Here is a 26006-nt window from a genome sequence, read left to right as displayed (position 1 = left end):
CTTATGGTTATGGTATACACTCGAAAACTAAAACTTGTACAGCTTAACCGGATATACGGGAGAATAGCTTGAACCGTTCCAAAAAAATGCAAGAAAAAAGTAATGGAAAACAATTAGGCGCATGGAGTTGCCGACCCATGTAGCTTACTAATCGCAGTTCACTTTATGGGGAGGTATAAAACATTTACGACAACGAGGTTCATAAGCCTCAGAATCGCCGATCATCACGATAGGTCCTACAGTGGAAGGTTTTCCATTGACCATACGTTGTGTAAATACTGCTTCCGAGCTGCCGCATACAGCGCAGAAGGAAGTCAGCTTCTCGATGTCATCTGCCATAGCGAGCAGACCACCGACATAGCCGAACTCCTTGCCACGGTAATCCAGATTCAGCCCATCGGCAATGACATGCTTTCCGCAATAAGCTAACTCTTGTATGAGCGACATAATATGCCGACTGAAAAACTGGACTTCGTCAAAGGCAACCACATCGGCATCTTTCGTTTCTTGCAAAATACGCTGAACGAGCTCATCCGTAAGTTTTCTTGGAATAGAGATAGCGGGCAGCCGATATCCGATCCGGCTTACAATTTCGTCCTCGGCATAACGGTTATCTTCAGCTGGTTTGTAAGCGACCACCTTGCGATGCCCGTATTGGATTAGTTTCTGACAACGGCGAATCAATTCGCCGGATTTTTCGCTGAACATGGGGCCTGTAATAATCGTAATTCGTCCTGTAGGCAAAGCGAATTCCCCTCTCTTAACATGTACATAACGGTGTAAATCTTCATCTCCGAAAGAAAACGCCATTATAGATTACCATAACGAGCCACATACAGACTAGAGAAAATATATTGTTTTTCGACATGTTTTTGTATGTCTATTCTTAAAACGTAAATGTGGTCGTCATTGCTCTGCCGCCGCGGGCATGATATGGTGAAGCATAGTGGAATGAAGGGAAGAGTGGAAGGCATGGATGAAAAAAACACGGATTATAGTGCCAAAAAAAGAGCATTACTGGAACAAGGACTGATTAGCCCGCAAGCTCTGGAGCTAATCATTGAGCTGGAGACAGAGCTTGATCTTCTGAGCAAGCAAAATGAATCGTTTCGCAAGGCGCTGCGGGCCAAATCGCTACAAACTCCAAGGATGTCTACCAAATTACGAGATGCGCTGTATGAATGATATGGAGGGATATCTAGATTAGGTAGATGATTTGCAGCCTATGCCTAAACGCTATATTTTGTACAGTGAAATAAAGAGAGTACAATAAGCTATATATAATCAATGTTAATGGAGGAGAAACATGACTATACATTGTGATGTCGCTATTTTGGGTGGAGGAACCGGAGGGTATGTAGCAGCTATTCGCGCAGCCCAGCTCGGCAAGGAAGTGGTGATCATCGAAAAGGACAAGCTTGGCGGAACCTGTCTGCACAGAGGTTGTATTCCGAGCAAGGCTCTGCTGCGCAGTGCGGAAGTATATGCAACGATTAAAGAAAGTGCACAATATGGTATCGAGACATCGGGAGCACAGCTTGTATTTCCCAAGGTTCAGGAACGTAAGGAAGCCGTTGTGGAGCAGCTACACCAAGGCGTTCAATTTTTGATGCGTAAAAATGAAATTATGGTGCTAAGCGGTAAGGGACGCGTGATTGGACCGTCTATATTTTCTCCTAAAAGCGGCGCAGTGGCTGTGGAACTAGAAGATGGTGAGATGGAGACGATTGTTCCTGCACATCTCATTATTGCAACAGGATCACGCCCGCGTGTGCTGCCCGGACTGGAGCCAGATGGCGAATTTATTCTGAGCAGTGACGAAGCGTTGATGATGGAGAAGCTGCCAGCATCCCTGATTATCGTGGGTGGTGGTGTCATTGGCGTGGAATGGGCTTCCATGCTGAATGATTTTGGCGTGGAGGTTACGGTGGTTGAGGCCGCGAATCGACTTATTCCTACGGAAGATGAGGACGTTTCGCGTGAAATGCAACGTTTGTTAACCAAGCGTGGTGTCAAGGTGCTGACAGGGGCACAAGTGTTGGCTGAAACCTACGGCAAGGATGAGGAAGGCGTACAGATTGACGTGCAAAAAGGAGAAGAAACCGAAACCCTCAGTGCTTCCAAACTGCTCATTTCTGTAGGTCGTCAGGCGAATGTGGAAAATATCGGTCTGGAAAATACAGATATCCGCGTGGAGCGTGGTTTTATCTCGGTTAATGAGCATTTGCAGACGAATGAGCCACATATTTACGCCATCGGGGATTGCATCGGCGGCTTACAGCTGGCGCATGCGGCAAGCCATGAAGGTTTGCAAGCAATTCATCATTTGGCGGGCGAAGAGTTTCACAGCGTACCCAACTATATGATTCCGCGGTGTATTTACACACGTCCTGAAGCCGCAAGCGTCGGCTTGACGGAGCAAGAAGCCCGTGAACGTGGACACCAGGTGAAAACAGGGAAGTTCCCTTTCCAAGCGATCGGAAAATCGTTAGTATACGGTAGTCGGGACGGCTTCGTTAAAGTGGTGGCGGACCAGAAAACCAATGATATTCTCGGTGTACATATGATCGGTACACATGTAACGGATCTGATCAGCGAGGCCGCTCTTGCGCAATTGCTGGATGCTACGCCGTGGGAAGTCGGACAGCTTATTCATCCGCATCCAACGTTGTCAGAGATTTTGGGAGAAGCGATGCTGGCCGTTGATGGACAAGCGATAGGCATATAAACGTTTCAAATAAATCGGTACTTTTCTTTTTGGGGCGAAAAGGATTATAATGAGGTTAGTCAGAGTTTAGTACCAGGTTTTAAGACAAGATGGTACTAGGTACTGAAAGTAGGATGTTTGACATTTAAGGAGGTGCCTCAATGAGTTCTAAAGGCGCTGTAGACGCTGGCTTCAGACATGAACAGCTGGGACTTACTCACGGACAAGTAATTGATATGTACAGATATATGTTGCTCGCAAGAAGATTTGACGAGCGCAACATGCTCCTGCAACGGGCAGGAAAAATTAACTTCCACGTTTCCGGTATTGGGCAGGAGGCGGCACAAGTAGGTGCAGCTTTCGCTTTAGACCGGGAAAAGGACTATTTCCTTCCCTATTACCGGGATTACGGATTCGTGCTTGCAGTCGGCATGACACCGCGCGAATTGATGTTGTCGGCATTTGCCAAGGCAGATGACCCCAATAGTGGAGGTCGCCAGATGCCGGGGCATTTTGGTAGTAAACGACTGCGGATTGTGACAGGCTCCAGCCCAGTGACCACACAGGTACCGCATGCAGTGGGTGTGGCGCTGGCTGCCAAAATGCAGAAAAAGGATTTTGTATCGTTTGTTACGTTTGGGGAAGGTTCCAGTAATCAGGGAGATTTCCACGAAGGCTGTAACTTTGCGGGTGTACAGAAGCTGCCAGTCATCATAATGTGCGAGAATAATCAATATGCGATTTCGGTTCCCATTCATAAGCAGTTGGCAGGCAAGGTAAGCGACCGAGCATTGGGTTACGGATTCCCTGGTATTCGTGTCGATGGTAATGATGCGCTAGCCGTATATGCCGCGGTGAAGGAAGCACGTGAACGTGCTGTCCGTGGTGAAGGTCCTACGCTAATTGAAGCGATGATGTACCGTCTGTCCCCTCACTCCACTTCGGATAATGATCTGGCTTACCGGACCAAGGAGGAAGTGGATGAGAACTGGGCCAAGGACGGCGTAGCCCGCATGAAGAGTTACTTGATTGAATGCGGCATTTGGGATGAGGCCAAAGATGCAGATCTGTCGGCCGAACTGCTGCTCGAAGTCAAGGAAGCCATTGAATATGCAGATAATGCGCCTTTTCCTAAGCCCGAAGATACGCTACTGCATGTGTATGCTGATAGCGATGGGGAGGGTCGGTAACTATGGCGATGATGGAATATATTGATGCGATACGTCTTGCTATGAAGGAAGAAATGGAGCAGGATGAAACGGTTTTTGTATTAGGTGAGGACGTCGGCGTAAAAGGCGGTGTTTTTACAACGACTAAGGGGCTCATGGACCAATTTGGTGAGCAACGTGTCATGGATACACCATTGGCAGAGTCGGCGATTGCAGGGGTTGCAATTGGTGCGGCAATGTACGGAATGAAGCCGATTGCCGAAATGCAATATTCGGACTTCATGCTGCCAGCGACGAATCAGATCATTAGTGAAGCGGCTAAAATCCGCTACCGCTCTAACAACGATTGGAATTGTCCGGTGGTGATCCGCGCACCTATCGGTGGCGGTATTTTTGGTGGTTTGTATCACTCTCAGTGTCCGGAATCTATCTTTTTTGGTACACCGGGTCTAAAAATTGTTGCTCCATTTACACCTTATGACGCCAAAGGATTGCTGAAAGCAGCCATTCGTGACCCTGACCCAGTGCTGTTTTTTGAAAATAAAAAATCCTACAAGCTGATTAAGGGTGAAGTGCCTGAGGATGATTATATCGTTCCAATCGGCAAGGCTAATCTACTGCGTGAGGGTGACGATATTACGGTCATCGGTTATAGCCAGCCGTTGCATTTTGTTATGCAGGCCGCTGAGGAATTGGAGAAGGAAGAGGGCATTACCGCACATGTTGTGGATTTGCGCACACTCCAGCCATTGGATCGTGAAGCCATTATCGAGGCTGCAAGACATACAGGCAAGGTCTTAATCGTTCATGAGGACAACAAAACGGGCGGTATCGGTGCCGAGGTATCGGCTATTATTAATGAAGAGTGTTTGTTCGAACTGGATGCCCCGATTGAGCGTCTGTGCGCTCCTGATGTGCCAGCGATGCCGATCAGCCCACCGATGGAGAAGTTTTATATGTTAAACAAGGATAAAGTGAAGGAAGCCATGCGCCGTCTCGCTATGTATTAATATAGAGCAGATTCGGGAGAAAGTATTCCAAAAGTGTAGTGGGGCAGCGATAAAACGCGCCCTTCTATGATGTTAAGGAGTTGAAAAAATGTCAGACCAAACACAATGGAACGACGTGACCATGCCGCAATTGGCTGAATCGCTCGTATCGGCAACAATTGCCAAATGGCTGAAACAACCTGGTGACCCAGTAGAGCAATTTGAGCCAATTTGCGAGGTTATTACAGATAAAGTGAACGCAGAAATCCCATCCACATTGGATGGCATTATGGGTGACCTGTTGGCGGAGGAAGGTCAGACGGTAGCGGTAGGCGAGTTGATTTGCCGTATTCAGACGAAGTCGGCTGCACCTACAGCATCAACAGGAGCGACACCTGCGGCATCAGCATCTCAAAGCAACGTGCAAGCACAATCCCAGCAGAGTGCTGGATCGGATCAGTCCATGCGAGGACGTTTTTCTCCAGCGGTCCAAACACTGGCTGCTGAGCACAATGTGGACTTAAGCAGAGTGCCAGGAACAGGCATGGGGGGAAGAATTACTCGCAAAGACGTGCTGAATTTTGTGCAGCAGGGCGGCTCAGCTCCAACTGGTCAGACGAGTGGGACCACGGAAGGACAAGGATCTCCTTTTACAGGACTACAGCAGTCTGCTGTTCAGCATAGTGCTCCAGTTCAAAATATGGACCCTGCGATTCCGGTGCGCAACAGTGGTATTCATTTAACAGAGGCGCCAAAAGTTCCTATGATCGAAGTTGAGGGTGGCAACAATAACAGATCCGAGTATTTTATTGATGTTACACCTATTCGTAGTGCAATTGCCCGTAATATGCGGCAAAGTGTTTCGGAAATTCCTCATGCCTGGACGACGATTGAAGTGGATGTGACCAATCTGGTGATGCTCCGCAACAAGATCAAAAACGAGTTCAAGCAAAAAGAAGGCATCAATATTACGTATCTGGCTTTTCTCATGAAAGCAGTCGTGAATGCAATCAAAGAATATCCGATCATGAATTCGGTGTGGGCAGTCGATAAAATTATCATCAAAAGAGACATCAATATTTCGTTGGCCGTAGGCACGGAGGACTCCGTTCTTACTCCTGTTATTAAAAAAGCCGACCAAAAAAATATTGCTGGTTTAGCTCGTGAAATTGACGATTTGGCACGTAAAACTCGCGAAGGTACACTCAAACTGGACGACATGCAGGGTGGAACGTTCACCGTCAACAACACCGGTTCCTTTGGTTCCATTTTATCTTATCCGGTGATTAACTATCCGCAAGCTGCAATTCTTACCTTTGAATCCATTGTCAAAAGACCAGTGGTCATTGATGATATGATTGCGGTGCGCTCTATGGCTAATCTGTGTCTGTCGCTGGATCATCGTATTTTAGACGGAGTGATTTGCGGACGATTCCTGCAACGGGTTAAAGAAAATCTAGAAGGCTACACCTTGGATACGAAGCTGTACTAATCATCCGAACAGTTAGGTAAATGGACGGAGAGGAAGTGACAGGCCGTGAACAGACGACCGCTTGATGTAACCTATACGAATAGGATGGAATATGCCCATGCTTGGGATGTTCAGAAGGAGATTGTGGGAAAGCTGGATGCGGGGGAGGCGAGAGAAACGCTTATGCTTCTCCAGCATCCGCCAACCTACACCATTGGTTCTCAGAGGCATCCTGAGCATTTGCTCCTCACACCAGAGCAACTGAAAGAGCAGGGCATCAGCGTCTTTCAGATTGATCGTGGGGGAGACATTACATATCATGGACCAGGGCAACTTGTCGGATATCCCTTACTTGTGCTTGGCAACCGAGAGGCGTTAAATCTGCACGGATACCTTCGAAGTTTGGAAGAAGTGATCATTCAGTTACTGGCATCTTATGGGATTGAAGGGAGTCGTAAGCCTGAATATACGGGGGTATGGATCGGGAATCTTAAAATTGCGGCCATTGGTGTCAAATTTAACAAATGTAAGCACCGTCGGGGCTTCGTAACCAGCCATGGCTTTGCCTTTAACATCAAGTCAGGAATACAGCATGAAGGCTTTGAAGGCATTGTTCCATGCGGAATTCAAGAATACGGTGTGACATCATTAGAGGACTGTACACAGCAGTCTTTTTCGGTAGAGCAGATTGCGAGGGAAATTGTACCGTACTTTGAACAGCAATTTTCATTTGCTGCGCAATGGCAAACGCATTCCTTCCTATAAAAGGTCAGGCGGGCAATTGTGTGATTGACACGGGAGCCCGCCTGTTTGTTTGCTTGTGCAGCAGCTCGTCCACACATAGCTTGTAACGGATCTTGGGTAGCCCAATCTTGAGCGGTGTAGTTGTTATAGTGGCATAATAAACGGCTCAATCACCATGAACAGCGTAGAACCAATCATAGCTGCGAGCATAACGTAGACGAAAAAACGAACCCATTTTTTGTTAGACATGTGTAACTCCTTTAGGATAGGTTTAAGTCATAGATAAGAACATCTATCCGTATTGTAACGTAATCGGGAAAGAGAGGAAAGTTTAATGACAGTAGAGATAGTAAAAGATCGAATCGTACAGGAATTTATGGAACTCGTACAGGTGGACAGTGAAACAAAGCATGAACAGGAAATATCACGTGTTCTGAAAGAAAAGTTTAATGCACTTGGACTGGAAGTCGTAGAAGACGATTCCCGCGAAAGAACGGGACATGGTTCGGGTAATTTGATTGTTACCTGGAAAGCGGAAGGTGTGGAGCAAGCACCCAAAATATTTTTTACCTGTCACATGGATACCGTAACTCCAGGTAAGGGTATCAAGCCGCAGTTGGGTGAGGATGGCTGGATTCGCAGTGATGGTTCAACAATTTTGGGTTCGGATGACAAGGCTGGGATTGCTGCTTTGTTCGAGGCGATTCGGGTTGTGCGCGAGCAGAACATTCCCCATGGTCAAATTCAGTTCGTGATTACGGCTGGCGAGGAATCTGGTTTAATGGGTGCACGGGCGATGAAGCCGGAAGTGCTGGATTCTGACTTCGGATACGCTTTGGATTCGAACGGTGAGGTGGGTTCTATTTGTATAGCTGCTCCCACACAGGCACGTATTGAGATGGGAATTACTGGGAAGTCTGCACATGCGGGAGTTAATCCTGAAGATGGCATCAGTGCCATTCAAGTCGCTTCTAAAGCAATTTCTAAAATGAAATTGGGACGCATTGACAAGGAGACAACCGCTAACATCGGCAGTTTCGAAGGCGGCGGCGCGACGAATGTGGTCTGCGATTTTGTATTGATCCGTGCGGAGGCTCGCAGTATTGTACAGGAAAAGGTTAATCATCAAATTCAGCATATGCGTGAAGCGCTCGAAACCACTACGCGTGAATTTGGTGCCCAGGGAGAGTTCCGCAGTGAAGTCATCTATCCAGCATTCAGCTTTACGGAGCATGATGAAGTTGTACAGGTTGCTCAGCGTGCCATTCAAGGGCTGGGACTGGCAACATCCACCTTCCATTCGGGTGGCGGCTCGGATGCTAATGTATTCAACGGGCTTGGAATTCCAACGGTGAATTTGGCGGTGGGCTACCAGAACATCCACACAACAGAGGAAAAGATCAAGGCTGATGATCTAGTGAAGGTTGCTGAAGTAGTCGTAGCTCTGATTCAAGAAACTACAAAGTAAGACTTACCTTTTACATTTACAATATACCGAAAAGGGTTCAGGCTAAAGACAGGAACGGTGTTCCTCCTTTAGATCTGAACCTTTTTTGGAACAGTTAGCGAAGCAATAGTGGCTGTAGGTCCATGTTCCTTTTGCCATTGACGTAGGAGGGCTTGAATCTGCCAGGCTTTGCCGACGATATGGAGGGTGGTTTCAGTTCGATAGCTCTTCATATTCTGAAATCTCCTTATAGCAGAAGTTTTGATATACTATCCCCAGCATATGTTCCAAGTGGACAAGTTAGACTCATGTTGGAGATAATTAATAATGAAAGAAAGATAGAAAACGAAGGAGGAAACATGCCTGATGAACGACCAAACGAAAGAACAAGTGAACAATCCAACAAGCCATGCACTTCGCAAGCCTTATTCCAATCCTGCGCTGGAGGAAAAGACCGTATCCACACAGACTATCTTTGAAGGAAAGGTCATTACGGTACAGGTAGACACGGTAGAGCTTCCCGACGGCTCAACTGGAAAGCGTGAAATCGTCAAGCATCCAGGTGCAGTGGCAGTTTTGGCTCTGCATGAGGGGAAAATGCTGGTCGTAGACCAGTACAGACAAGCTATGGGGCGTTGTGAGGTTGAAATCCCTGCAGGCAAGCTGGAGCGAGGTGAAGACCCAATGGAAGCAGCGGGACGTGAATTGAAAGAAGAGACAGGCTATACATCCAAATCGTTGAAGCTGCTTCACTCTTTTTATACATCTCCTGGCTTTGCGGATGAAATCATACATCTGTATGTGGCCGAAGAACTGGAGCGAGGTGAGATGAAACCGGATGAGGATGAATTTTTGGAGCTATTTGAGGTGACGCTGGAAGAAGCACACACACTTATTCGTGAAGGGCGCATTAGTGATGCCAAAACGATTCTGGCTGTCTATGCGTGGCAACTTCGCCAACAAACAGGGAGCTTCTAAGCGGATGGACACAAATATAATAGAACTTAACAACTACTTTGCAGACCTGCATATTCATATTGGCAGAACGGAGAAAGGAGCTCCAGTCAAAATTAGTGGTAGCCGTGATCTAACGTTTGCCAATATAGCCAAGGAAGCCTCTGGTCGCAAAGGGATTGGGCTCATTGGGATTATTGACTGCCACGCGCCTAATGTACAGGAGGATATTCGTAGCCATTTGCATACAGGTGAAATGGAAGAAATCAGCGGTGGTGGTATCGCATACAGGGATACAGTGATTCTACTTGGCACGGAGCTGGAAATACGTGCTGAAGGTCGTCCCGAAGCACACGTACTGGCCTATTTTCCTGATCTGGCGGCGATGGAGGATTTTACCCAATGGCTGACGAAGCATATGAAAAATGTCAATCTCAGCTCACAAAGGATCTACGCACCGCCACGTGAGTTGCAGCAGCAAATTTACGGACGTGGAGGCATTATGGTGCCTGCGCACGTGTTCACTCCGCATAAGGGCATTTATGGCAGTTCTGCAGACCGTATGGAGGAACTGCTGAATATGGAGCTCATTAGTGGAGTGGAACTGGGGCTGAGCGCAGATTCATCTATGGCAGGCTTGATTTCGGAGCTGGATCGTTTCAGCTTTCTCACGAATTCAGATGCCCATTCCCTTGGGAAAATTGGACGAGAATACAACAAATTATCACTGGCGAAGCCGTGTTTTGATGAATTCAGGATGGCTTTGGAGCGGCGTGAAGGACGACGGGTGTGTGCCAACTACGGATTGAATCCCAAACTTGGAAAATACCATCGCTCTTACTGTCAAAGCTGCGGTACGATTATTGACGAGCAACAGATGGCGGACGAACGCTGCCCTAACTGTGGCCATACCAAGCTGGTGCGGGGTGTGCTTGATCGAATCTGGAGCATTGCCGACCGTGAACAGCCCGTAATTCCCTCTCATCGTCCTCCGTACATTTACCAGATTCCGCTGGAATTTATTCCAGGCCTGGGTAAAGCCAAGCTGAACCAGCTATTAGCAGCCTTCGGAACAGAAATGAATATTTTACATGAGGTTACGCAGGAGGAACTGTCAGAGGTCGTCGGTAAAGTGTTGGCAGAGCAGATTGTGCTTTCACGCGAAGGACGGCTGGCGCTTGTATCCGGTGGTGGTGGAACCTACGGAAAAATAGCGAAATCCTAGTAAAGTGTCCTAGTCAAGTCTTGTCTCGTAAAAAGGTATATCAGCGTCTGCTTGTTCATAACCATAAAATATCTCTGCCGTTGGCTTGGCGCATCATTCGTGATGTTAGAATTGCAGCAAAAGCTGCCCTATTTCTAGCCATCAGCCGTCGGATTACGGTTGTTTTTTGGACAAACAAGCAGATGAAAGGGGCAGGACCAGATGCAATGGTTTCGTCATACATTAAAGGATCAGACGCCGTATTATGTTTTCTTGGCTGTACTGTTTCTAGTGGGAGTTGTCTTTGGCGCACTCATGGTAAATGCACTCTCCCTGGAACAGTTGCAGGATTTGTCCCGTTATCTGAAGGATTTTTTTGTGACGGTCAATCAAAACAAGCAGGGCTTTGCTGATTCGCAAGCGGCCTCGACCTTTTGGGACAGCGTATCTTTACATCTTAAATGGGCGGGTCTCATTTGGGTATGCGGACTTTCGGTTATTGGACTCCCAGGTATTCTTGTGTTAAATTTTCTCAAGGGTGTGTTGATCGGATTTTCTGTAGGTTATATGGTAGGGCAATATTCGTGGAAAGGACTCTTATTTTCATTGGTTTCCGTTGCTCCACATAACCTGCTCGTGATTCCGGTACTACTCGTCTGTAGTGTGGCAGCGATGACTTTTTCCATTCATATGATCAAAACCAAAATACTTGCTACTCGGCCATCAGACGGCATGTTGCGTCCGTTGCTTTCTTACGCAGGATTGACTGCTGTGATGATGGTGCTGCTTATCGGCAGCGCGTCCTTTGAAACCTGGGTCACCCCGGTTATGATGCAATGGGTCACTCCCATGTTGACGGCTTCCGTGACATCTTGATCTCATTTCAAAATGTTTGACTTTATTTGTATAGACCCCCTATAATAATAGGAGTGAAAAAAAGTGCAGTAGGCAGTAGCTTTGCAGGGGGAGGGAGACACATGGAAGCACGGATCGAAAAAATTAAGCAGCAACTACAATCCCAGGGCTACAAACTAACGCCTCAGCGGGAAGCCACCGTCAGAGTTTTACTTGAGAACGAAGATGATCATCTGAGTGCGGAAGATGTATTTATGCTCGTCAAAGAGAAAGCTCCCGAAATCGGTCTGGCAACCGTATACCGTACCCTAGAACTGCTAAGTGAACTGCATGTCGTGGAGAAAATTAATTTTGGCGATGGCGTTGCGCGTTATGATTTGCGCGGCGATACAACCAAACATCACCACCACCATTTGATATGTGTGCAGTGCGGCAGTGTAGATGAAATACTGGAAGATTGGCTTGGACCGTTAGAGGAGCGTTTGGAACGGGAATATAATTTTACTGTAGTGGACCATCGATTGGACTTCCACGGTATTTGTTATCGTTGCAAGGCGAAGAACGATACGACCGCCCAGAAATCCTTGGGCAAAACCAAGAAAAACAAATCACAGGATTAATAAGCTGACTACCCAAGCTCTCACCGACGAAGACGCGTTCGGGGGAGCTTTTTTGGTTCAGAATTTGCTGTATGAGATCAAGTGGTATAAAACGGAATAGCTTGTCATACCCTTCCATAGAGAGCCCTAAATAGGGACTATATTTTGGAAAAAGGCGGCTGATCCACATGGTATTATCATTGCGGAGAGGACTACAATGGCTGCGCTTGCTGATCTTATTCGGGGTGTTGGCATGTATGTTCTATTATAGCCTCAGGCTGTTTACAGATTGGATATCACCTGTAGATCATTACCGAATACCGGAAGGACATGCAGTTAAGGTATTTGGCGGACAAACAGTGAATGAAGGGTCCGAGCAACGAATAGCGGTGTTGGAACGTTTACGTTTCTTTTATTGGTATGGTGAGTAGGCTATGTAATCTTCTTGATGAGATGATGATTTGAAGTCCGTACACAAAGAAGCAAGCGCAACAACGGAATCGCTGTATGCAGGACAAGGAGAGTTTTGGAGCTCATGAAAATGTATATTCAACCTTTCGTTCAATATATGGAAGAGGAAAAGGGTTTGTCGCGCAGCACATTGGAAGCGTATCAACGGGACGTACAGCAGTTTGCCGAGTTCGCAGAAAGCTGTGGTCTTGAGCAGCCGGACAATGTACAGCGGTCACATCTGGTGCTGTATTTGGGGCGTCTGAAGGAAGAGGGAAAAGCCGCGGCGACCATTTCACGTAGCGTCGCCTCTATACGCTCCTTTTTTCATTTTCTCATTCGGGAGGGAATCGCGGACCATGATCCGTCCGTTCTGGTGGAGCTGCCCAAAGCCGCTAAAAAAAAGCCCTCGGTGTTAACACAGGATGAAATAGAGCGTTTACTGGCAGCGCCGGATGTGAGTACCCCGCAAGGGGGGCGAGATAAGGCCATGCTAGAGTTGTTGTATGCGACGGGCATCCGCGTATCAGAGCTGATTGCCCTGAACGTGCGTGATGTGCGCATCGATTTGCGTTTTGTACACTGTGGCGGCGAGGCGGGCAAGGAGCGTGTTGTACCGATCAGCCGTGAGGCATCACAGTGGGCACAAGCCTACTTGGACGAGCAGCGTCCAGCGTTGCTGCGACCCGGGCAGGGTGAAGAGGCTCAGACAGAGCAGGAAGCCTTGTTCTTGAATGTATCGGGTCAGCGGCTCAGTAGACAGGGCTTCTGGAAAATAATTAAGAAGTACGCTCAGGAGGCAGGCATAAGCAAGGATATCACGCCCCATACGCTGCGACACTCCTTTGCGGTACATATGCTGGAGGGCGGAGCGGACTTACGCTCTGTACAGGAAATGTTGGGTCATGCTGATCTGTCAACGACGCAGGTATATGCGCAGACCGCTAGACGGAACATGAAGGAAGTATATGAAATGCATCATCCGCACGGCGGCAACCGCACTTCTCATGAAAGCAAGGATCAAACGTAACGTCGCTTTGCTATCATAGAAAATGTGATAATGACTATAACTTTACGATTGTACAAGTCAGGAGAGATATTTATGTCAACAGCCAACCAAGCTACAATTCAGGAAGCAGCAGACTATATCCGTGCTAAGAGCGGAATAAGTCCAGAGATTGGTCTTATTCTGGGATCAGGCCTCGGTATTTTGGCCGATTTGATTCAAGATGGAGTTAGTATTCCTTATCAGGATATTCCCCATTTTCCCGTATCAACGGTAGAAGGCCACGAGGGGGAGTTACTGTTAGGCACTATTGAAGGTCGCGCTGTCGTCATGATGAAGGGGCGCTTTCATATGTATGAGGGCTATGGTCCACAGCTGACTGCTTTCCCTGTTCGGGTGATGAAGCAGCTGGGGATTCAAAGCCTGCTGGTGACGAATGCCGCAGGTGGTGTGAATACTTCCTACAAAGCGGGCGATCTGATGGTCATCTCGGATCATCTGAATTTGACTGGGCAAAATCCGCTGATTGGCCCGAACGATGCTGCCCTGGGTGTTCGTTTCCCAGATATGTCGGAGGCGTACAGCCGCCGCTTACGTGAAATTGCCAAATATACGGCTACCCAACAAGGCTTCAGCCTGCAGGAAGGTGTATATGCCGGATTGCTGGGACCCAACTATGAGACGCCTGCTGAAATCGTTATGCTGCGTACACTAGGGGCAGACGCAGTAGGGATGTCGACCGTGTCTGAGGTTATTGTAGCTCGTCATGCGGGGATTGAGGTACTAGGCTTCTCCTGTATCACCAATATGGCTGCAGGCATCTTGGACCAGCCTTTGTCCCATGGTGAAGTGATGGAGACGGCAGAGAAGGTACGTGAACAATTCCTGAAATTGGTATTGGCGATTATTCCACAAATGTAGATGGAGTATAATTTTCCATTCGAAACGGTGGGCATCTCCAAAGAACCCCATATCCGAGCGCCTTTTAATGGCGTGGGATACGGGGTTCTTTTTACATACCATGGTTGAGCTGAGTATGATCGCCTAGTGAAGAGGACGTGTGCTTCATGCAGCTGTATTCGCTTTTTCTGCTACAGTTAGTCTATGTCGCTCTTGCACCTTGATCACAATGACCATGAAAATAATCCAGTAAATGGCTAATGAGTTTAGAAAACGACTATCCGTTATATTGTTCAATACGATGAACAGGAAAAAAACGGCTGCCGTCAGCCAAGTATACATATCTGTTTTGCCGATTCTGATTTTAAATAAGGTAGTTATGACGAGTATAACCGTTGCAAGTAGTCCTATAAGACCCACGTCGATCCATAGATCTCGAAAGCCGCTATGGCTGCTCGTCAGATCAAAACGGATGCCGTTCGCATAAATGCTGGGTCGGGCTGCCCAGAAGGAGCCGTAACCATGTCCGAACCAGTAGTGGCTCTGAATAGCACCATCAATTCCCTGCCAAATTTCCGTTCTTCCGGTTAAGGTTGTTGTTTTTCCGAATTCCGAGGCAATCGCATCTCTATAGGTAAAGGTAAGTGCCAAACCCAACAGAACAAGTAAGCAGGAACAGCTAACAAAGAACCCCCGCAACGCGATGCTTCGAATTCTTTTAAATAACAATATAAATAAAATAAATACGAAGAGTGAAGATGTCAGCACCAATGAGGTGGTAGACTGGCATTCGATGAGCAATAAGGCATTGAGTAAGATGAAGCCAATATGTAAGGCTTTGCGTGTGCCCCTGAAAAAATATATGACATGTGAAACAAAACTTAACAGCGAGAGGGTTCCAAGTGTATTTTTATGACCGGAGATTCCCTTCCACAGTCCAGTATGTTCCACACCGCCATGAATGGCAAAGGAAGGAACGAGCACAACGGCGAGTAGATTGAGTATGCTCAGAATACTTAATGTAACGACTAAGAGGCGTATGCAGCCCTGTGCTGTATAATGGGTGACCAGATAGAGTCCAAAGGTAGAGAAGGCAATAAATTTGAGAACCATTAGCACAGAAGAGGTCTGCTCTTGTTCAGCCCATATACAGGAGGCGGCGATGTACATCATGAGTAAAGTCAGCAAAGGATTATCAGCTAGGATCGCGATCAATGATTTGAGTGAAGGCAGAAGCATGATATAGCTAAACAACAAGATAAGCAGAGAAATCGTGATCACTCTGGGAGACAAACCCTGACAGGCAAAGGGAATCGAGAAAGCCAGTAAACCGGCTACTGTGAGTATGTGTTTCACGGTTTCACCGCCTAGATACGTTATGTATCTATAATATACAAAATGTATCTTCTTGTACAATCATAATAAAATATTTATTTTCATTTTTCGCGATCCTAGAGCAAGCCTTATTGTGCATATACTCAGTCCATGCTAAGAAAATGAAGAATTCTTCGGTATAGTCTGAAAGTATTTTCACGTTTTTAACAATGGGGGTGTTTGGGTGGCGGATTTTACAGATCGTTTGAAGTTGAATTTGAGTGGTACGGGCCAAGAGTTAACGCCTCAGCAATTAAATGACAATTTTAAAGCCATTGAAAAAGAATTCATGGAACGCAGTGTAAACGTAAGCTGGTTTGGAGCTGCGGGTGATGGTATTCAGGACGACACGGCAGCTTTGCAAGAATTGATTAACAAGACCCCCGATTACTCCATTCTTCACATCCCCAGCGGCCGATACAAAATAACATCTACCCTTCAGATTCGCAAGCAGGGTATGCGCATTTTTGGGATTCATAAGGGCAGATACCGACAGGGTAAGGGAGTTACATCGATTGAATATTATGGCACGGGCCCTTGTTTCCAAATTGGTGACGAAAGTCTGCCATCGTTTAGTGGCTTTCAAAATGTGCAGTTCCATGACTTATCGATCCGGTACGAAGGGACCGACAGAGCCACTTTAAATAATCCTTTTTCGCAGTCAGTGAAGCGCGGGTATTATGGCAAAGGTACTATGGGCATTCAGGATTGGAAGGGCGGCGGCGTTGTTCTGGATAACGTCTTGATTGAACATTTTGAAACGGCTTTTTGGGGCTATGAAAGTGATGTGAACTTATTTAAATGCACGGAGATAAATTACAATAAAATAGGGATTCACTTGCAGAACAGAAGTTCACAGTTTACAAGCATTGCGCTTTTTACGCTCGGGAACGATACGGCGCTGGATCTGAATAGTTCTAACGGGGCGAGATTTATGGCTAGCCAGCACATTAAGGATGGGAGTTCCAGTGATATTCCTATTCTAATAAATGATTTTATGAATGCAGAATTTATAGGATGCTGGTTCGAGGGACTAAGCAGAGAACACAAGATGACAGTACCTTCTTTTATCCAAATTGGTGCTACGAAAGAAACCAAAAATGTTGCCTTGCGCGACTCTATTTTGGCGATAGCAGACAAATACGATGACACCCAATCGGTGTGCAATTATTTTGTGGATGTGGTCATTGGCAAAAAAGTTTTGGTGGACGAGGTGGGTGGATATCCCCGTAATCTAAAACAGCTTATTTGTTTCTCTGGCAGTTCTTCCACACAGCAGGTGACACTTCGCTCACATTTGGATTTTAGCTATAGCAATAATCGTTATGACGAGAATAATGGGACAGGGCAAGCTTTGTTGCTTGTAGAGAAATATTCGAATAACGGTATTGAACATTTAAATGAAACCTTTGTCAAAGCCTATCTTGGTTCAAGGCAAAATATCCCTGCAGGTAGCTGGCAGAAAGTAAGGTTCAATCAAATCAATCATGATGAGTTGACCGAATTCGATGGTTCGAATAGTCGATGGCGAGCCAAGCGAGCTGGGAAATACAGAATACAAGTCTACATTTCGACCGATCCCCAAGTAGATGGCAACCGGACACGGCTGGCACTTCACCTGAATGATGAGCAGCTTGCCGGAAGTTCTGCCTATGCATATCTCGATGACAGGGTGATTGGCGGACTGAACTATAGTGCATTGAGTGGAGCAATGGAACTTAGACTCGAAGCGAATTCTTTTATTGATATACGGGTGTTTAGTCAAAATGCGGTGGATATTTTACCAGGTGGAGGTATTACATATCTCACCGTTAGCCGAATTTAAACAATTTTTATAGATTAATTTACAGACGATAGATGTTGTGTCGTTGATATATCGGGAAATACGCACCATGCTGGCTCAGCTTGGTGCTATTTGACGTTTTTATTCATATGGAATATTTTTCTTTCATTCTGACGACAATGGTTAGCAGCACGCGAATAGCCGGAGAGTTCAGTAAAAGGGCTCCGGTGCTTTACGCCAATATGTTGAGGAGGGAACCGATTGTGAAGAAAAAAGTGGTGGCGTTCATCCTGGCTTGTCTGGTAGCCTTGACTGCCGTCCCTGTCGGCGGTTGGGCCGAAGAAAGCAGACCTGAAAGCAAAACCAAAGAAGGGTCAGCAGCTGAGCTGGCTCCCGAGGCTCTTTCGGCGATCTTGATGGATGCAGATACAGGCACAGTCATCTATGAAAAAAACAGTCGTGAAAAGCTTCCTCCAGCAAGCATCACCAAGATTATGACGATGCTGCTGACAATGGAGGCCATTCATGACGGCAAGCTCAAGCTGACCGATAAAGTGCGGGCCAGTGAGTATGCGTCTTCAATGGGAGGTTCGCAAATTTTCCTGGAACCAGGAGAAGAAATGACGGTCGATGAGATGCTGAAGGGAATTGCGATGGCTTCGGGCAACGACGCCTCTGTAGCGATGGCAGAGAAAATCGCAGGGTCTGAACAGGCTTTTGTCGAGATGATGAACGCCAAGGTGCAGCAGCTTGGACTCAAAGATACGCATTTTGCCAATTGCAACGGTTTACCCGTAGAAAATCACTATTCCTCTGCGCATGATATTGCGGTTATGAGCCGGGAACTGTTGAAATATCCGCAAATTACGAAATATACGGGAGCCTATCAGGACTATTTGCGCAAATCCTCGGTCAAGCCCTTTTGGCTGGTGAATACGAACAAGCTTGTTCGCTTCTATACCGGAGCAGACGGTCTGAAAACGGGGTATACGTCAGAAGCAAAGTTCTGTCTTTCCGCTACGGCGAAGCGTGATGGCTTACGTGTCGTAGCTGTTGTCCTCGGTGAGCCGAACACGAAGATACGCAATAATGAGGTTTCTTCCATGTTCGACTACGCATTTTCTCAATATACAATGAAATCCATATATAAGCCAGGTGAAAAGCTGGGCAGTGTAAAAGTTGAAAAAGGTGTATTACCAGAACTGGAAATTCAGGCTGATCGGTCTTACAGTGTGCTAGTGAAAAAAGGGGGCAACAAACAAACGCTGCGTCACGAGCTGCAACTGACCCCAAGTCTTAAAGCTCCTGTCCGGGTGGGGGACCCCGTTGGTAAGCTGGTCGTCTATCAGGATGGACAACGTCTAAAGGAGTTTAATATCACTTCGCCTGTGGCTATCGAAAAGGCCGGCTGGTGGAAATTGTTTAAACGTACCATGTCGAACCTATTTTCTTTGTAGATTTTACGGGGTTTTCTTCTAGTTTTGTCGGAGGGCAGGAATCGTCTGCGACTACGTAGAAATCCTTGTCCAAGACCGGGAGGAGAGTGAGTAAGCATGAACCTGCAAATTGAAATGGAGCATCACCGGGGAGTACTTATTGTAAGGTTGTCTGGTGAACTTGATCACCATACGTCGGATATGGTCCGTATGCAAATGGATGAGGCGATTCAGCGCCGGCAATGCGAGCATATCGTGCTCAGCCTGAAGAATCTTCAGTTTATGGATAGTTCCGGCCTTGGCGTTATCTTGGGACGATACAAACTGATCAAGCAAAAGGGCGGGAAAATGGCAGTCTGTGATGTCAATCCGCCAGTACATCGACTGCTGGATATGTCAGGCTTGTTTAAAATCATGCCCATTTATGACAACGAGGTAAATGCGCTCACGGAACTGGAGGTTGTGTCATGAGAGAAGGCACGGGGAACAATTTCATGAGCTTGCAGTTTGCCGCCAAATCGGAAAATGAAGCTTTTGCCCGCGTGGCTGTGGCGGCCTTTATTTCCAGGCTTGATCCCACAATGGATGAGCTTAGCGATTTGAAGACCGTCGTGTCTGAAGCGGTGACAAACAGTATTATTCACGGTTATGACAGCGATCCATCAGGTGTCGTAACGATTAAAGTCGGGATTGAAGCGGACGTGATTACGTTGGTCGTTGAGGACGCAGGACGGGGAATTGAAGATCTGGAGCTGGCCAAGCAGCCCCTCTATACGTCCAAGCCTGAATTGGAACGCTCCGGTATGGGCTTTACGATTATGGAAAATTTCATGGATGAGTTCGAAGCAGTCAGTGAGCCGGGCGGAGGCACGTCGGTCCGGATGAAGAAAAGGATTGAATCCAAGAAAGCTTTATATAATTAGGAGTTGATCCTATGGAAGCAGGAGGAAAAAAAACTTCGCACAGCTATTTGGAGGATACAGAAGTCAAGCGGCTTATTGCACTGAGCCAATCTGGTGATAATGAAGCTCGTGAGACACTGGTCAATAGTAATATCCGGCTCGTCTGGTCTGTCGTGCAGCGCTTTATGAACCGGGGGTATGAACCTGATGATCTTTTTCAAATTGGTTGCATCGGATTGTTAAAATCGGTGGATAAATTCGATCTCAGCTACGAAGTCAAATTTTCAACATATGCGGTACCGATGATTATCGGTGAGATTCAACGTTTTCTTCGAGATGACGGTACACTCAAGGTTAGCCGTTCCTTGAAGGAAACAGCCAATAAGGTCCGCAAAATGAAGGACGAGCTATCCAAACGGCTCAATCGCCTGCCTACAGTCAAGGAGGTTGCTGATGAGCTGGGGGTGACACCGGAGGATGTTGTTTTTGCGCAGGAGGCCAATAAGCCTCCTACCTCGATTCACGAAACGGTGTTTGAAAATGACGGGGATCCGATTACACTTATGGATCAGATTGCCGACGAATCGCAGGAAAGATGGTTTGACAAGCTGGCGCTGAATGAGGCCATTGACGGATTATCTGAACGGGAGCGATTGATTGTGTACCTGCGTTATTACCGGGATCAGACTCAGTCAGAGGTTGCAAGTCGTCTTGGTATTTCTCAGGTGCAGGTATCACGATTGGAAAAAAAGATTTTACAACTGATTCGCGATCAGATTGCTCAATAATGAAGGGCAGGATTTTAGTGAGTCAAATCCTTATGCTTACGCATTTTAAAGGGTATTCCAAAGCCATTGTAAGTGGCCAGGAGTACTCTTTTTTGCGTGTGACAAAAAACAATACACAGAATAGGTTTGCTTGCTTCGCTCCATACTAATCGGTAATTACGAGGATAAGGAGGGAATCGGATGAATCATAGTCCGGCTCCTACAGTGGCTCCTATTGTCTACCTGCGGCTCCGCAGCCGTGTGCGCATGATACAAGGCCAGGATTTACGTTTGGGCGATGTAGCCCACCTGTTGGCGGATCCCGAATGGGAAAAGGATCTGCTTGAGATTGTTCTCAAGCGGCCGCAGAAGCAGGACGGTAATTTGATACTGGTAGACATGCTTCAGATCATCTCAAAAATTAGAGATCATATTCCCGGAGTCGTCGTTGAATCTCTCGGGAAACCCCATGTACTTGTGGAACTTGTGGAGAAGCCCCGTAAGCCATCCAAGATACTGTTTGTGTTGGTATGGTTGCTTCTATTTTTTGGCTCTGCGCTGACGATTATGAACTTTCATGCTGACGTTAGCATGATGGAAGTACAGGTTCGGATTGTGGAAATGATTACGGGACAAAAGGATGAGCATCCGTACTTGTTCCAAATTGCTTATTCGATCGGTATCGGCTTTGGCATGATCGTATTTTTTAACCACTTGTTCAAGAAAAAATGGAATGAGGAGCCGACACCACTGGAGGTGGAAATGTATCTGTATCAGGAAAATGTGGATCAGTACGTTGTGGCAGAGGAGTACGAAAAGATGGCTCGTCTGCAGACAAAGGATAAGAAGCCATGATATTTGTACAGGCTACACTTCAGATTATTTTGGGTATCGCTGGGGGGCTGGCGGTAGGTAGCGGTGTGATTGCTTTTTTTATTGTGCTGGATATCATGCCGAGATTAGCACAACTCACCCGGACGTATAAAAAATCACGTGCATACGAAAAGGCGATGGTTTTAGGTTCAGTGGTGGGAACTGTGGCCGATTTTTGGAACATTTGCTTGCCATTACCTGGCATGTTTACATGGATACCTGGGCTGTTTTGCGGAGTGTTTATTGGCTTGCTCGCCGCAGCTCTAACAGAGGTGCTGAATCTCCTGCCCATACTGGCCAAGCGACTCCATATGACCGTATACATGTTCGGTCTGTTAATGGCAATGGTGCTTGGCAAGGTAACGGGTTCCTTATTTGATTGGTTTGTATACAACCGTTAATAGCGAAAGAGAAGGGGGCAAGAGATATGGATCACAGAACGGATCACGATCAGCAGGAGCATTATCATGGAGACGGAGCAATTGGAAGGAATAATGATACTGACGGGGAAAGATTGGGTTCCTGGAAGCAAAAGCAGGAGCAGGAAGCCGCTCGTTTTAAGCACAAAAAAGAAAGCGAGCGTTCTGATAATGTAGAGGAATCCATTCGTTATTGGCAGATTGAGGATGATATTTCGCCAAAGATGAAGGAAAATCGTGAAACCCTAAAAATGGTATTGGGTTTGGGAGAGACCTTTGATGTTGTATTCAGGGAAATGACAACTGGTGGTCGCCACATTGGGTATCTGTTTCTGAATACCTTTGCCAAAGATCAGATCATGCTTGAGGTGCTAAAGCGGCTTACCTATCTGACGCCGGATGACATAACTTCAGATGGACTCCAAGCATATTTTGAAAATTTTATTCCACATATACAGGTGGAGAAGACAGATAAGATGTCCGTTGTCATAAACAAGGTGCTGACGGGAATGAGTGCCCTCTTCATGGAAGGCGAGCGTTTTGCTGTTATTCTGGATACTCGTAATTACCCGGTACGGAGTCCAGAGGAACCTTCCTTGGAGAGAGTCGTGCGCGGTGCACGCGATGGTTTTACGGAGACAATGCTTACGAATGTAGGTTTAGTGCGTCGGCGTTTGCGAGACCCCGGACTTAAATTTGAGGCTATGCAGGTCGGACGCCGAACCCGAACAGATGTATGCTTGGGCTATATCGATGATATTGTGGATAAGGTCATGGTGGATACCGTACGAGACAAAATTAAAAATGTCAATCTGGATGGTATTCCACTGGCTGATAAGCAATTAGAGGAGACGATTATCAATAAAGGTTGGAATCCATATCCACTAGTACGATATTCAGAGCGACCAGATGTTGTGGCTTCGCATATTATGGAAGGAAGGCTCGTTATTTTCGTTGATACCTCACCCAGCGTAATGATTTTGCCTACCACATTTTTTGACCTGTGCCAGCATGCAGAAGAGAATCGGCAAACCGCTTTTATGGGTAGCTATCTGCGCTGGGTACGTTTTATAGGCATATTTGCCTCGATGTTTCTGCTTCCGATGTGGCTGCTAATGGTTATCAATCCCGAATTAAAACCGGCGTTTCTCGATTTTATCGGCCCTCAAAAGGAAGCACATTTTCCGCTGATTGCCCAGTTTATCATTGTGGAACTAGGGGTCGATCTTATGCGAATGGCAGCTGTGCATACCCCGACACCACTGGCTTCCGCTATGGGATTGATTGCAGCCATTCTGGTTGGTGATATAGCGGTTAAGACAGGACTGTTCGTAAATGAAGTCGTATTGTACATGGCTGTTGCTGCTATAGGAATGTTCGCAACACCGAGCTATGAGCTGGGACTCGCGAATAGACTGATTCGACTATTCCTGCTAGTTGCTGTTGCTATTTTTCACGTGCCAGGCTTTGTCGTGGGCACGACACTGATCATTTTGATGCTAACGCTGCATCGGTCATATAATTCTTCTTATTTATGGCCGTTTATCCCTTTTAATGCTAAAGCGTTAGCTTCCATCTTGTTCCGTATGCCTGTACTTGATGCGCCTAACCGCCCGTCATTTAATAAAACGAGGGACAATACGCGTATGCCCCATACGGATGCCAACACAGATTCGAACTCAGGCAATGGACAGGAGCATTAATATAAATGATCTGCATAAAAATCCATTGTTCTTGATGTTTTTTTTGCTATACTGGTGTAAACATTCGATGGAATATGACTAGCTTGTTCCAGAAAGAGAGGCGCCAGAACATGTATTTGCATGGAAGCAGTAAAATTAACAGCAATGGACATTTGGAGATTGGTGGATGTGATACCACGCTTTTGAAAGAGCGTTTTGGCACGCCACTATATATTGTAGACGAACAGTTAGTCCGCCGGCGTTGCCGGGAATTTATAGAAGCATTTCGTGAGACCGGTTTAAAGTTTCAAGTGGCTTATGCAAGCAAAGCATTTTGTGTTATGGCCATGTGCGCTTTAGCTGCTGAAGAAGGAATGTCGCTCGACGTTGTTTCTAGTGGAGAACTGTTTACAGCGCTCCAAGCAGGGTTCCCGGCAGAACGAATCCATTTTCATGGGAATAACAAGACGCCGGAAGAAATTGAAATGGCGTTAGAGGCGCAAATTGGCTGCTTCGTCGTTGATAGTAAGATGGAATTGCATTTGTTACAGGCTCTCGCCTCTGAAAAAGGACAACAGGTCAATATTTTACTGCGGGTTACGCCAGGGGTTGAAGCGCATACGCATGAATATATGGCCACAGGTCAAGAAGATTCAAAATTTGGTTTTGACATTGCGAATGGTACGGCCCGTCAAGCGGTGGAACAGGCTATCAAGCTGGATCATCTTAACCTGCTGGGCGTACATTCTCATATCGGTTCGCAAATCTTCGAAGTCAATGGCTTCCAAATGGCTGCCGAGCGGGTCGCAGCTTTTTGCAGAGAGATTAAGGAGCAGCTTCAGTTTTCCTTCAAGGTGATTAATCTTGGTGGTGGATTTGGCATCCGTTATACAGAGGAGGACACACCGCTGAAACTATCCACCTATGTACAGGCTATCGCTGAAGCGGTGAAAACTCATTTTTCAGGACTTTACGATGAGCTTCCAGAAATTTGGATTGAGCCGGGACGCAGTATTGTAGGTGATTCAGGTACAACCTTGTATACGGTAGGAAGCATCAAGGATATTCCGCAGGTTCGTAAATATGTTTCCGTAGACGGCGGAATGACAGATAATCCACGTCCTGCACTGTATCAGGCCAAGTATGAAGCGATGCTGGCTAATCGAGCACAAGATGCGAACGAAGAGACAGTGTCTATTGCAGGCAAATGCTGTGAAAGCGGCGATATGCTTATTTGGGATGTAGAACTGCCTCGCCCGAATAGCGGAGACTTGCTAGCTGTAGCCTCAACCGGAGCTTATAATTACTCCATGGCGAGCAATTATAACCGGATACGCCGACCAGCAGTTGTATTTGTCAACAACGGTGAGGCTGAGCTGGTAGTGCGTCGGGAAACCTACGAAGATATTGTACGCAACGATGTTTTGCCACAGCGCTTGGTTCGTGATCAAGCCAGCTCAGTGGTTCAGCCCAATGCCAAGATTACGGTTTCGTCCTGATTGTGGAATTCTAAAATCAAGCAGGCCATTGCGTCGGTAATCATAGACCGGGGACAATGGCCCCTTTTTTTGGACAAGGCTTTGCTAAGCGCGCCAATTCATAGTAAACTGGAACTTGATGTTATTTAGTTCTCAAAACAGGTTGAAAAGGAGATACAAACAATGAAAAAAGGTAGAATAGATCTTGAAAACGGCGGTATCGTCGAAATTGACTTTTTCCCAGAAGAAGCTCCAAACACCGTTGCTAACTTTGAAAAGCTGGCAAACAGCGGTTACTACAACGGTTTGAGCTTCCACCGCGTCATCCCGGGCTTTGTTGCTCAAGGTGGTTGTCCGATCGGTAATGGTACAGGCGGTCCTGGCTACACCATTGACTGTGAAACAGCTACGAATACAACCAAGCATGCCAAAGGCGTTCTGTCCATGGCTCATGCAGGTCGCAACACAGGTGGCAGCCAATTCTTTATTTGCTACGCTCCACAGCCGCATTTAGATGGAGTACATACTGTATTTGGTAAAGTAACCAAAGGTATGGAATTCATTGATGCTGTAAAACAAGGCGACAAAATGAAAGAGGTTAAAGTATTTGACGTGTAATTTACCATTACATGTATGATATGAATTCCTTTAAATAGCGTTGCATCTAAGCCGTTCTGTCTTTGGACAGAGCGGCTTTTGTTGTCTTTTGTTTGACGGTTTGCTGATTTTTACTATCACGTAGGTATTACAGTGCGTAAGATCACATTCGAAAAGTAAGTGTTGTGATAGCCTTTTCA

Annotated in this window: 28 protein-coding genes; 24 read left to right on the top strand and 4 right to left on the bottom strand. The window is 46.6% G+C overall.

Translation table 11 applies throughout. The features are described from left to right. Nucleotides 1–147: 147 nt before the first annotated feature. Complete coding sequence (locus tag ACN6NF_RS14675) at nucleotides 148–744, bottom strand: thymidine kinase (protein WP_185156523.1); 597 nt, start codon at nucleotides 742–744, stop codon at nucleotides 148–150. 207 nt (nucleotides 745–951) lie between these two features. Here ACN6NF_RS14675 and ACN6NF_RS14670 point away from each other — a divergent pair, with 207 nt between their 5' ends. From ACN6NF_RS14670 to lipB, 6 genes are all read left to right on the top strand, one after another. After that, nucleotides 952–1185 carry a hypothetical protein gene (locus ACN6NF_RS14670; RefSeq protein ID WP_474318320.1) on the top strand — a complete coding sequence of 78 codons (234 nt, stop codon included), beginning with the start codon at nucleotides 952–954 and terminating at the stop codon, nucleotides 1183–1185. 121 nt (nucleotides 1186–1306) lie between these two features. Continuing rightward, complete coding sequence (lpdA, locus tag ACN6NF_RS14665; RefSeq protein ID WP_474318319.1) at nucleotides 1307–2728, top strand: dihydrolipoyl dehydrogenase; 1422 nt, start codon at nucleotides 1307–1309, stop codon at nucleotides 2726–2728. 140 nt (nucleotides 2729–2868) lie between these two features. After that, nucleotides 2869–3897: a thiamine pyrophosphate-dependent dehydrogenase E1 component subunit alpha gene (locus tag ACN6NF_RS14660; protein WP_013371751.1), complete on the top strand. Its 1029-nt coding sequence runs from the start codon at nucleotides 2869–2871 to the stop codon at nucleotides 3895–3897. Nucleotides 3898–3899: 2 nt separating this feature from the next. Then, nucleotides 3900–4886, top strand: a complete 987-nt coding sequence (locus ACN6NF_RS14655) for an alpha-ketoacid dehydrogenase subunit beta (RefSeq protein ID WP_016822271.1) — start codon at nucleotides 3900–3902, stop codon at nucleotides 4884–4886. A gap of 88 nt (nucleotides 4887–4974) precedes the next feature. Continuing rightward, nucleotides 4975–6357: a dihydrolipoamide acetyltransferase family protein gene (locus tag ACN6NF_RS14650; RefSeq protein WP_474318318.1), complete on the top strand. Its 1383-nt coding sequence runs from the start codon at nucleotides 4975–4977 to the stop codon at nucleotides 6355–6357. Between the two features lie 45 nt (nucleotides 6358–6402). Continuing rightward, on the top strand, nucleotides 6403–7101 hold the full coding sequence (lipB, locus tag ACN6NF_RS14645) for a lipoyl(octanoyl) transferase LipB (RefSeq protein ID WP_474318317.1): 699 nt from the start codon (nucleotides 6403–6405) through the stop codon (nucleotides 7099–7101). 123 nt (nucleotides 7102–7224) lie between these two features. Here the strand turns inward: lipB and prli42 are convergent, their stop codons facing one another. Then, a complete protein-coding gene (prli42, locus tag ACN6NF_RS14640; protein WP_016822268.1) occupies nucleotides 7225–7329 on the bottom strand; it encodes a stressosome-associated protein Prli42 in 105 nt (34 codons plus the stop codon). Between the two features lie 85 nt (nucleotides 7330–7414). Here prli42 and ACN6NF_RS14635 point away from each other — a divergent pair, with 85 nt between their 5' ends. Continuing rightward, on the top strand, nucleotides 7415–8548 hold the full coding sequence (locus tag ACN6NF_RS14635; protein WP_474318316.1) for a tripeptidase T: 1134 nt from the start codon (nucleotides 7415–7417) through the stop codon (nucleotides 8546–8548). Nucleotides 8549–8616: 68 nt separating this feature from the next. Here ACN6NF_RS14635 and mciZ read toward each other — a convergent pair whose 3' ends face one another. After that, a complete protein-coding gene (gene mciZ / locus ACN6NF_RS14630) occupies nucleotides 8617–8760 on the bottom strand; it encodes a Z-ring formation inhibitor MciZ (RefSeq protein WP_474318315.1) in 144 nt (47 codons plus the stop codon). A gap of 133 nt (nucleotides 8761–8893) precedes the next feature. Here mciZ and ACN6NF_RS14625 point away from each other — a divergent pair, with 133 nt between their 5' ends. From ACN6NF_RS14625 to ACN6NF_RS14595, 7 genes are all read left to right on the top strand, one after another. Then, a complete protein-coding gene (locus ACN6NF_RS14625; protein ID WP_474318314.1) occupies nucleotides 8894–9505 on the top strand; it encodes an NUDIX domain-containing protein in 612 nt (203 codons plus the stop codon). Nucleotides 9506–9509: 4 nt separating this feature from the next. Beyond that, the gene (locus ACN6NF_RS14620; protein WP_474319062.1) at nucleotides 9510–10706 is read left to right on the top strand and encodes an endonuclease Q family protein; all 1197 of its coding nucleotides are present in this window, start codon (nucleotides 9510–9512) and stop codon (nucleotides 10704–10706) included. Nucleotides 10707–10907: 201 nt separating this feature from the next. Beyond that, nucleotides 10908–11561 carry a stage II sporulation protein M gene (gene spoIIM, locus ACN6NF_RS14615; RefSeq protein WP_474318313.1) on the top strand — a complete coding sequence of 218 codons (654 nt, stop codon included), beginning with the start codon at nucleotides 10908–10910 and terminating at the stop codon, nucleotides 11559–11561. A gap of 101 nt (nucleotides 11562–11662) precedes the next feature. Next, a complete protein-coding gene (gene fur, locus ACN6NF_RS14610; protein WP_016822262.1) occupies nucleotides 11663–12160 on the top strand; it encodes a ferric iron uptake transcriptional regulator in 498 nt (165 codons plus the stop codon). Nucleotides 12161–12327: 167 nt separating this feature from the next. Then, nucleotides 12328–12570: a YqzK family protein gene (locus tag ACN6NF_RS14605; RefSeq protein WP_474318312.1), complete on the top strand. Its 243-nt coding sequence runs from the start codon at nucleotides 12328–12330 to the stop codon at nucleotides 12568–12570. Nucleotides 12571–12674: 104 nt separating this feature from the next. Further along, nucleotides 12675–13619, top strand: a complete 945-nt coding sequence (gene xerD / locus ACN6NF_RS14600) for a site-specific tyrosine recombinase XerD (RefSeq protein WP_474318311.1) — start codon at nucleotides 12675–12677, stop codon at nucleotides 13617–13619. A gap of 72 nt (nucleotides 13620–13691) precedes the next feature. Then, nucleotides 13692–14516 (top strand): purine-nucleoside phosphorylase, encoded by an 825-nt coding sequence (locus tag ACN6NF_RS14595; protein WP_474318310.1) that lies wholly within the window; start codon nucleotides 13692–13694, stop codon nucleotides 14514–14516. A 144-nt stretch (nucleotides 14517–14660) separates the two neighbouring features. Here ACN6NF_RS14595 and ACN6NF_RS14590 read toward each other — a convergent pair whose 3' ends face one another. Then, complete coding sequence (locus ACN6NF_RS14590; RefSeq protein WP_474318309.1) at nucleotides 14661–15851, bottom strand: O-antigen ligase family protein; 1191 nt, start codon at nucleotides 15849–15851, stop codon at nucleotides 14661–14663. A gap of 202 nt (nucleotides 15852–16053) precedes the next feature. Between ACN6NF_RS14590 and ACN6NF_RS14585 the strand changes: the two genes are divergently transcribed. The 10 genes from ACN6NF_RS14585 to ACN6NF_RS14540 all read left to right on the top strand — a co-directional run bounded on the left by ACN6NF_RS14585 (nucleotide 16054) and on the right by ACN6NF_RS14540 (nucleotide 25827). Beyond that, nucleotides 16054–17694, top strand: a complete 1641-nt coding sequence (locus ACN6NF_RS14585) for a glycosyl hydrolase family 28-related protein (RefSeq protein WP_474318308.1) — start codon at nucleotides 16054–16056, stop codon at nucleotides 17692–17694. 221 nt (nucleotides 17695–17915) lie between these two features. Further along, a complete protein-coding gene (locus tag ACN6NF_RS14580; protein WP_474318307.1) occupies nucleotides 17916–19109 on the top strand; it encodes a D-alanyl-D-alanine carboxypeptidase family protein in 1194 nt (397 codons plus the stop codon). A gap of 96 nt (nucleotides 19110–19205) precedes the next feature. Continuing rightward, complete coding sequence (spoIIAA, locus tag ACN6NF_RS14575) at nucleotides 19206–19559, top strand: anti-sigma F factor antagonist (RefSeq protein ID WP_016822255.1); 354 nt, start codon at nucleotides 19206–19208, stop codon at nucleotides 19557–19559. Beyond that, nucleotides 19556–20011, top strand: a complete 456-nt coding sequence (gene spoIIAB, locus ACN6NF_RS14570) for an anti-sigma F factor (protein WP_013310781.1) — start codon at nucleotides 19556–19558, stop codon at nucleotides 20009–20011. The genes spoIIAA and spoIIAB overlap by 4 nt, the downstream gene beginning before the upstream one ends. An 11-nt stretch (nucleotides 20012–20022) precedes the next feature. Then, complete coding sequence (sigF, locus tag ACN6NF_RS14565) at nucleotides 20023–20778, top strand: RNA polymerase sporulation sigma factor SigF (protein ID WP_107733408.1); 756 nt, start codon at nucleotides 20023–20025, stop codon at nucleotides 20776–20778. Between the two features lie 180 nt (nucleotides 20779–20958). Beyond that, on the top strand, nucleotides 20959–21612 hold the full coding sequence (locus ACN6NF_RS14560) for a stage V sporulation protein AA (RefSeq protein ID WP_474318306.1): 654 nt from the start codon (nucleotides 20959–20961) through the stop codon (nucleotides 21610–21612). Further along, nucleotides 21609–22031 carry a stage V sporulation protein AB gene (locus ACN6NF_RS14555; protein WP_474318305.1) on the top strand — a complete coding sequence of 141 codons (423 nt, stop codon included), beginning with the start codon at nucleotides 21609–21611 and terminating at the stop codon, nucleotides 22029–22031. Before ACN6NF_RS14560 ends, ACN6NF_RS14555 begins: the two co-directional genes overlap by 4 nt. 26 nt (nucleotides 22032–22057) lie before the next feature. Further along, the gene (locus tag ACN6NF_RS14550) at nucleotides 22058–23752 is read left to right on the top strand and encodes a spore germination protein (protein ID WP_474318304.1); all 1695 of its coding nucleotides are present in this window, start codon (nucleotides 22058–22060) and stop codon (nucleotides 23750–23752) included. Between the two features lie 110 nt (nucleotides 23753–23862). Beyond that, a complete protein-coding gene (lysA, locus tag ACN6NF_RS14545; protein ID WP_474318303.1) occupies nucleotides 23863–25230 on the top strand; it encodes a diaminopimelate decarboxylase in 1368 nt (455 codons plus the stop codon). A gap of 162 nt (nucleotides 25231–25392) precedes the next feature. Then, on the top strand, nucleotides 25393–25827 hold the full coding sequence (locus tag ACN6NF_RS14540; protein WP_013310775.1) for a peptidylprolyl isomerase: 435 nt from the start codon (nucleotides 25393–25395) through the stop codon (nucleotides 25825–25827). Nucleotides 25828–26006: the final 179 nt, after the last annotated feature.

This window comes from Paenibacillus sp. TSM33, assembly GCF_056099025.1.
This window is presented reverse-complemented; position numbering and strand designations above follow the sequence as displayed.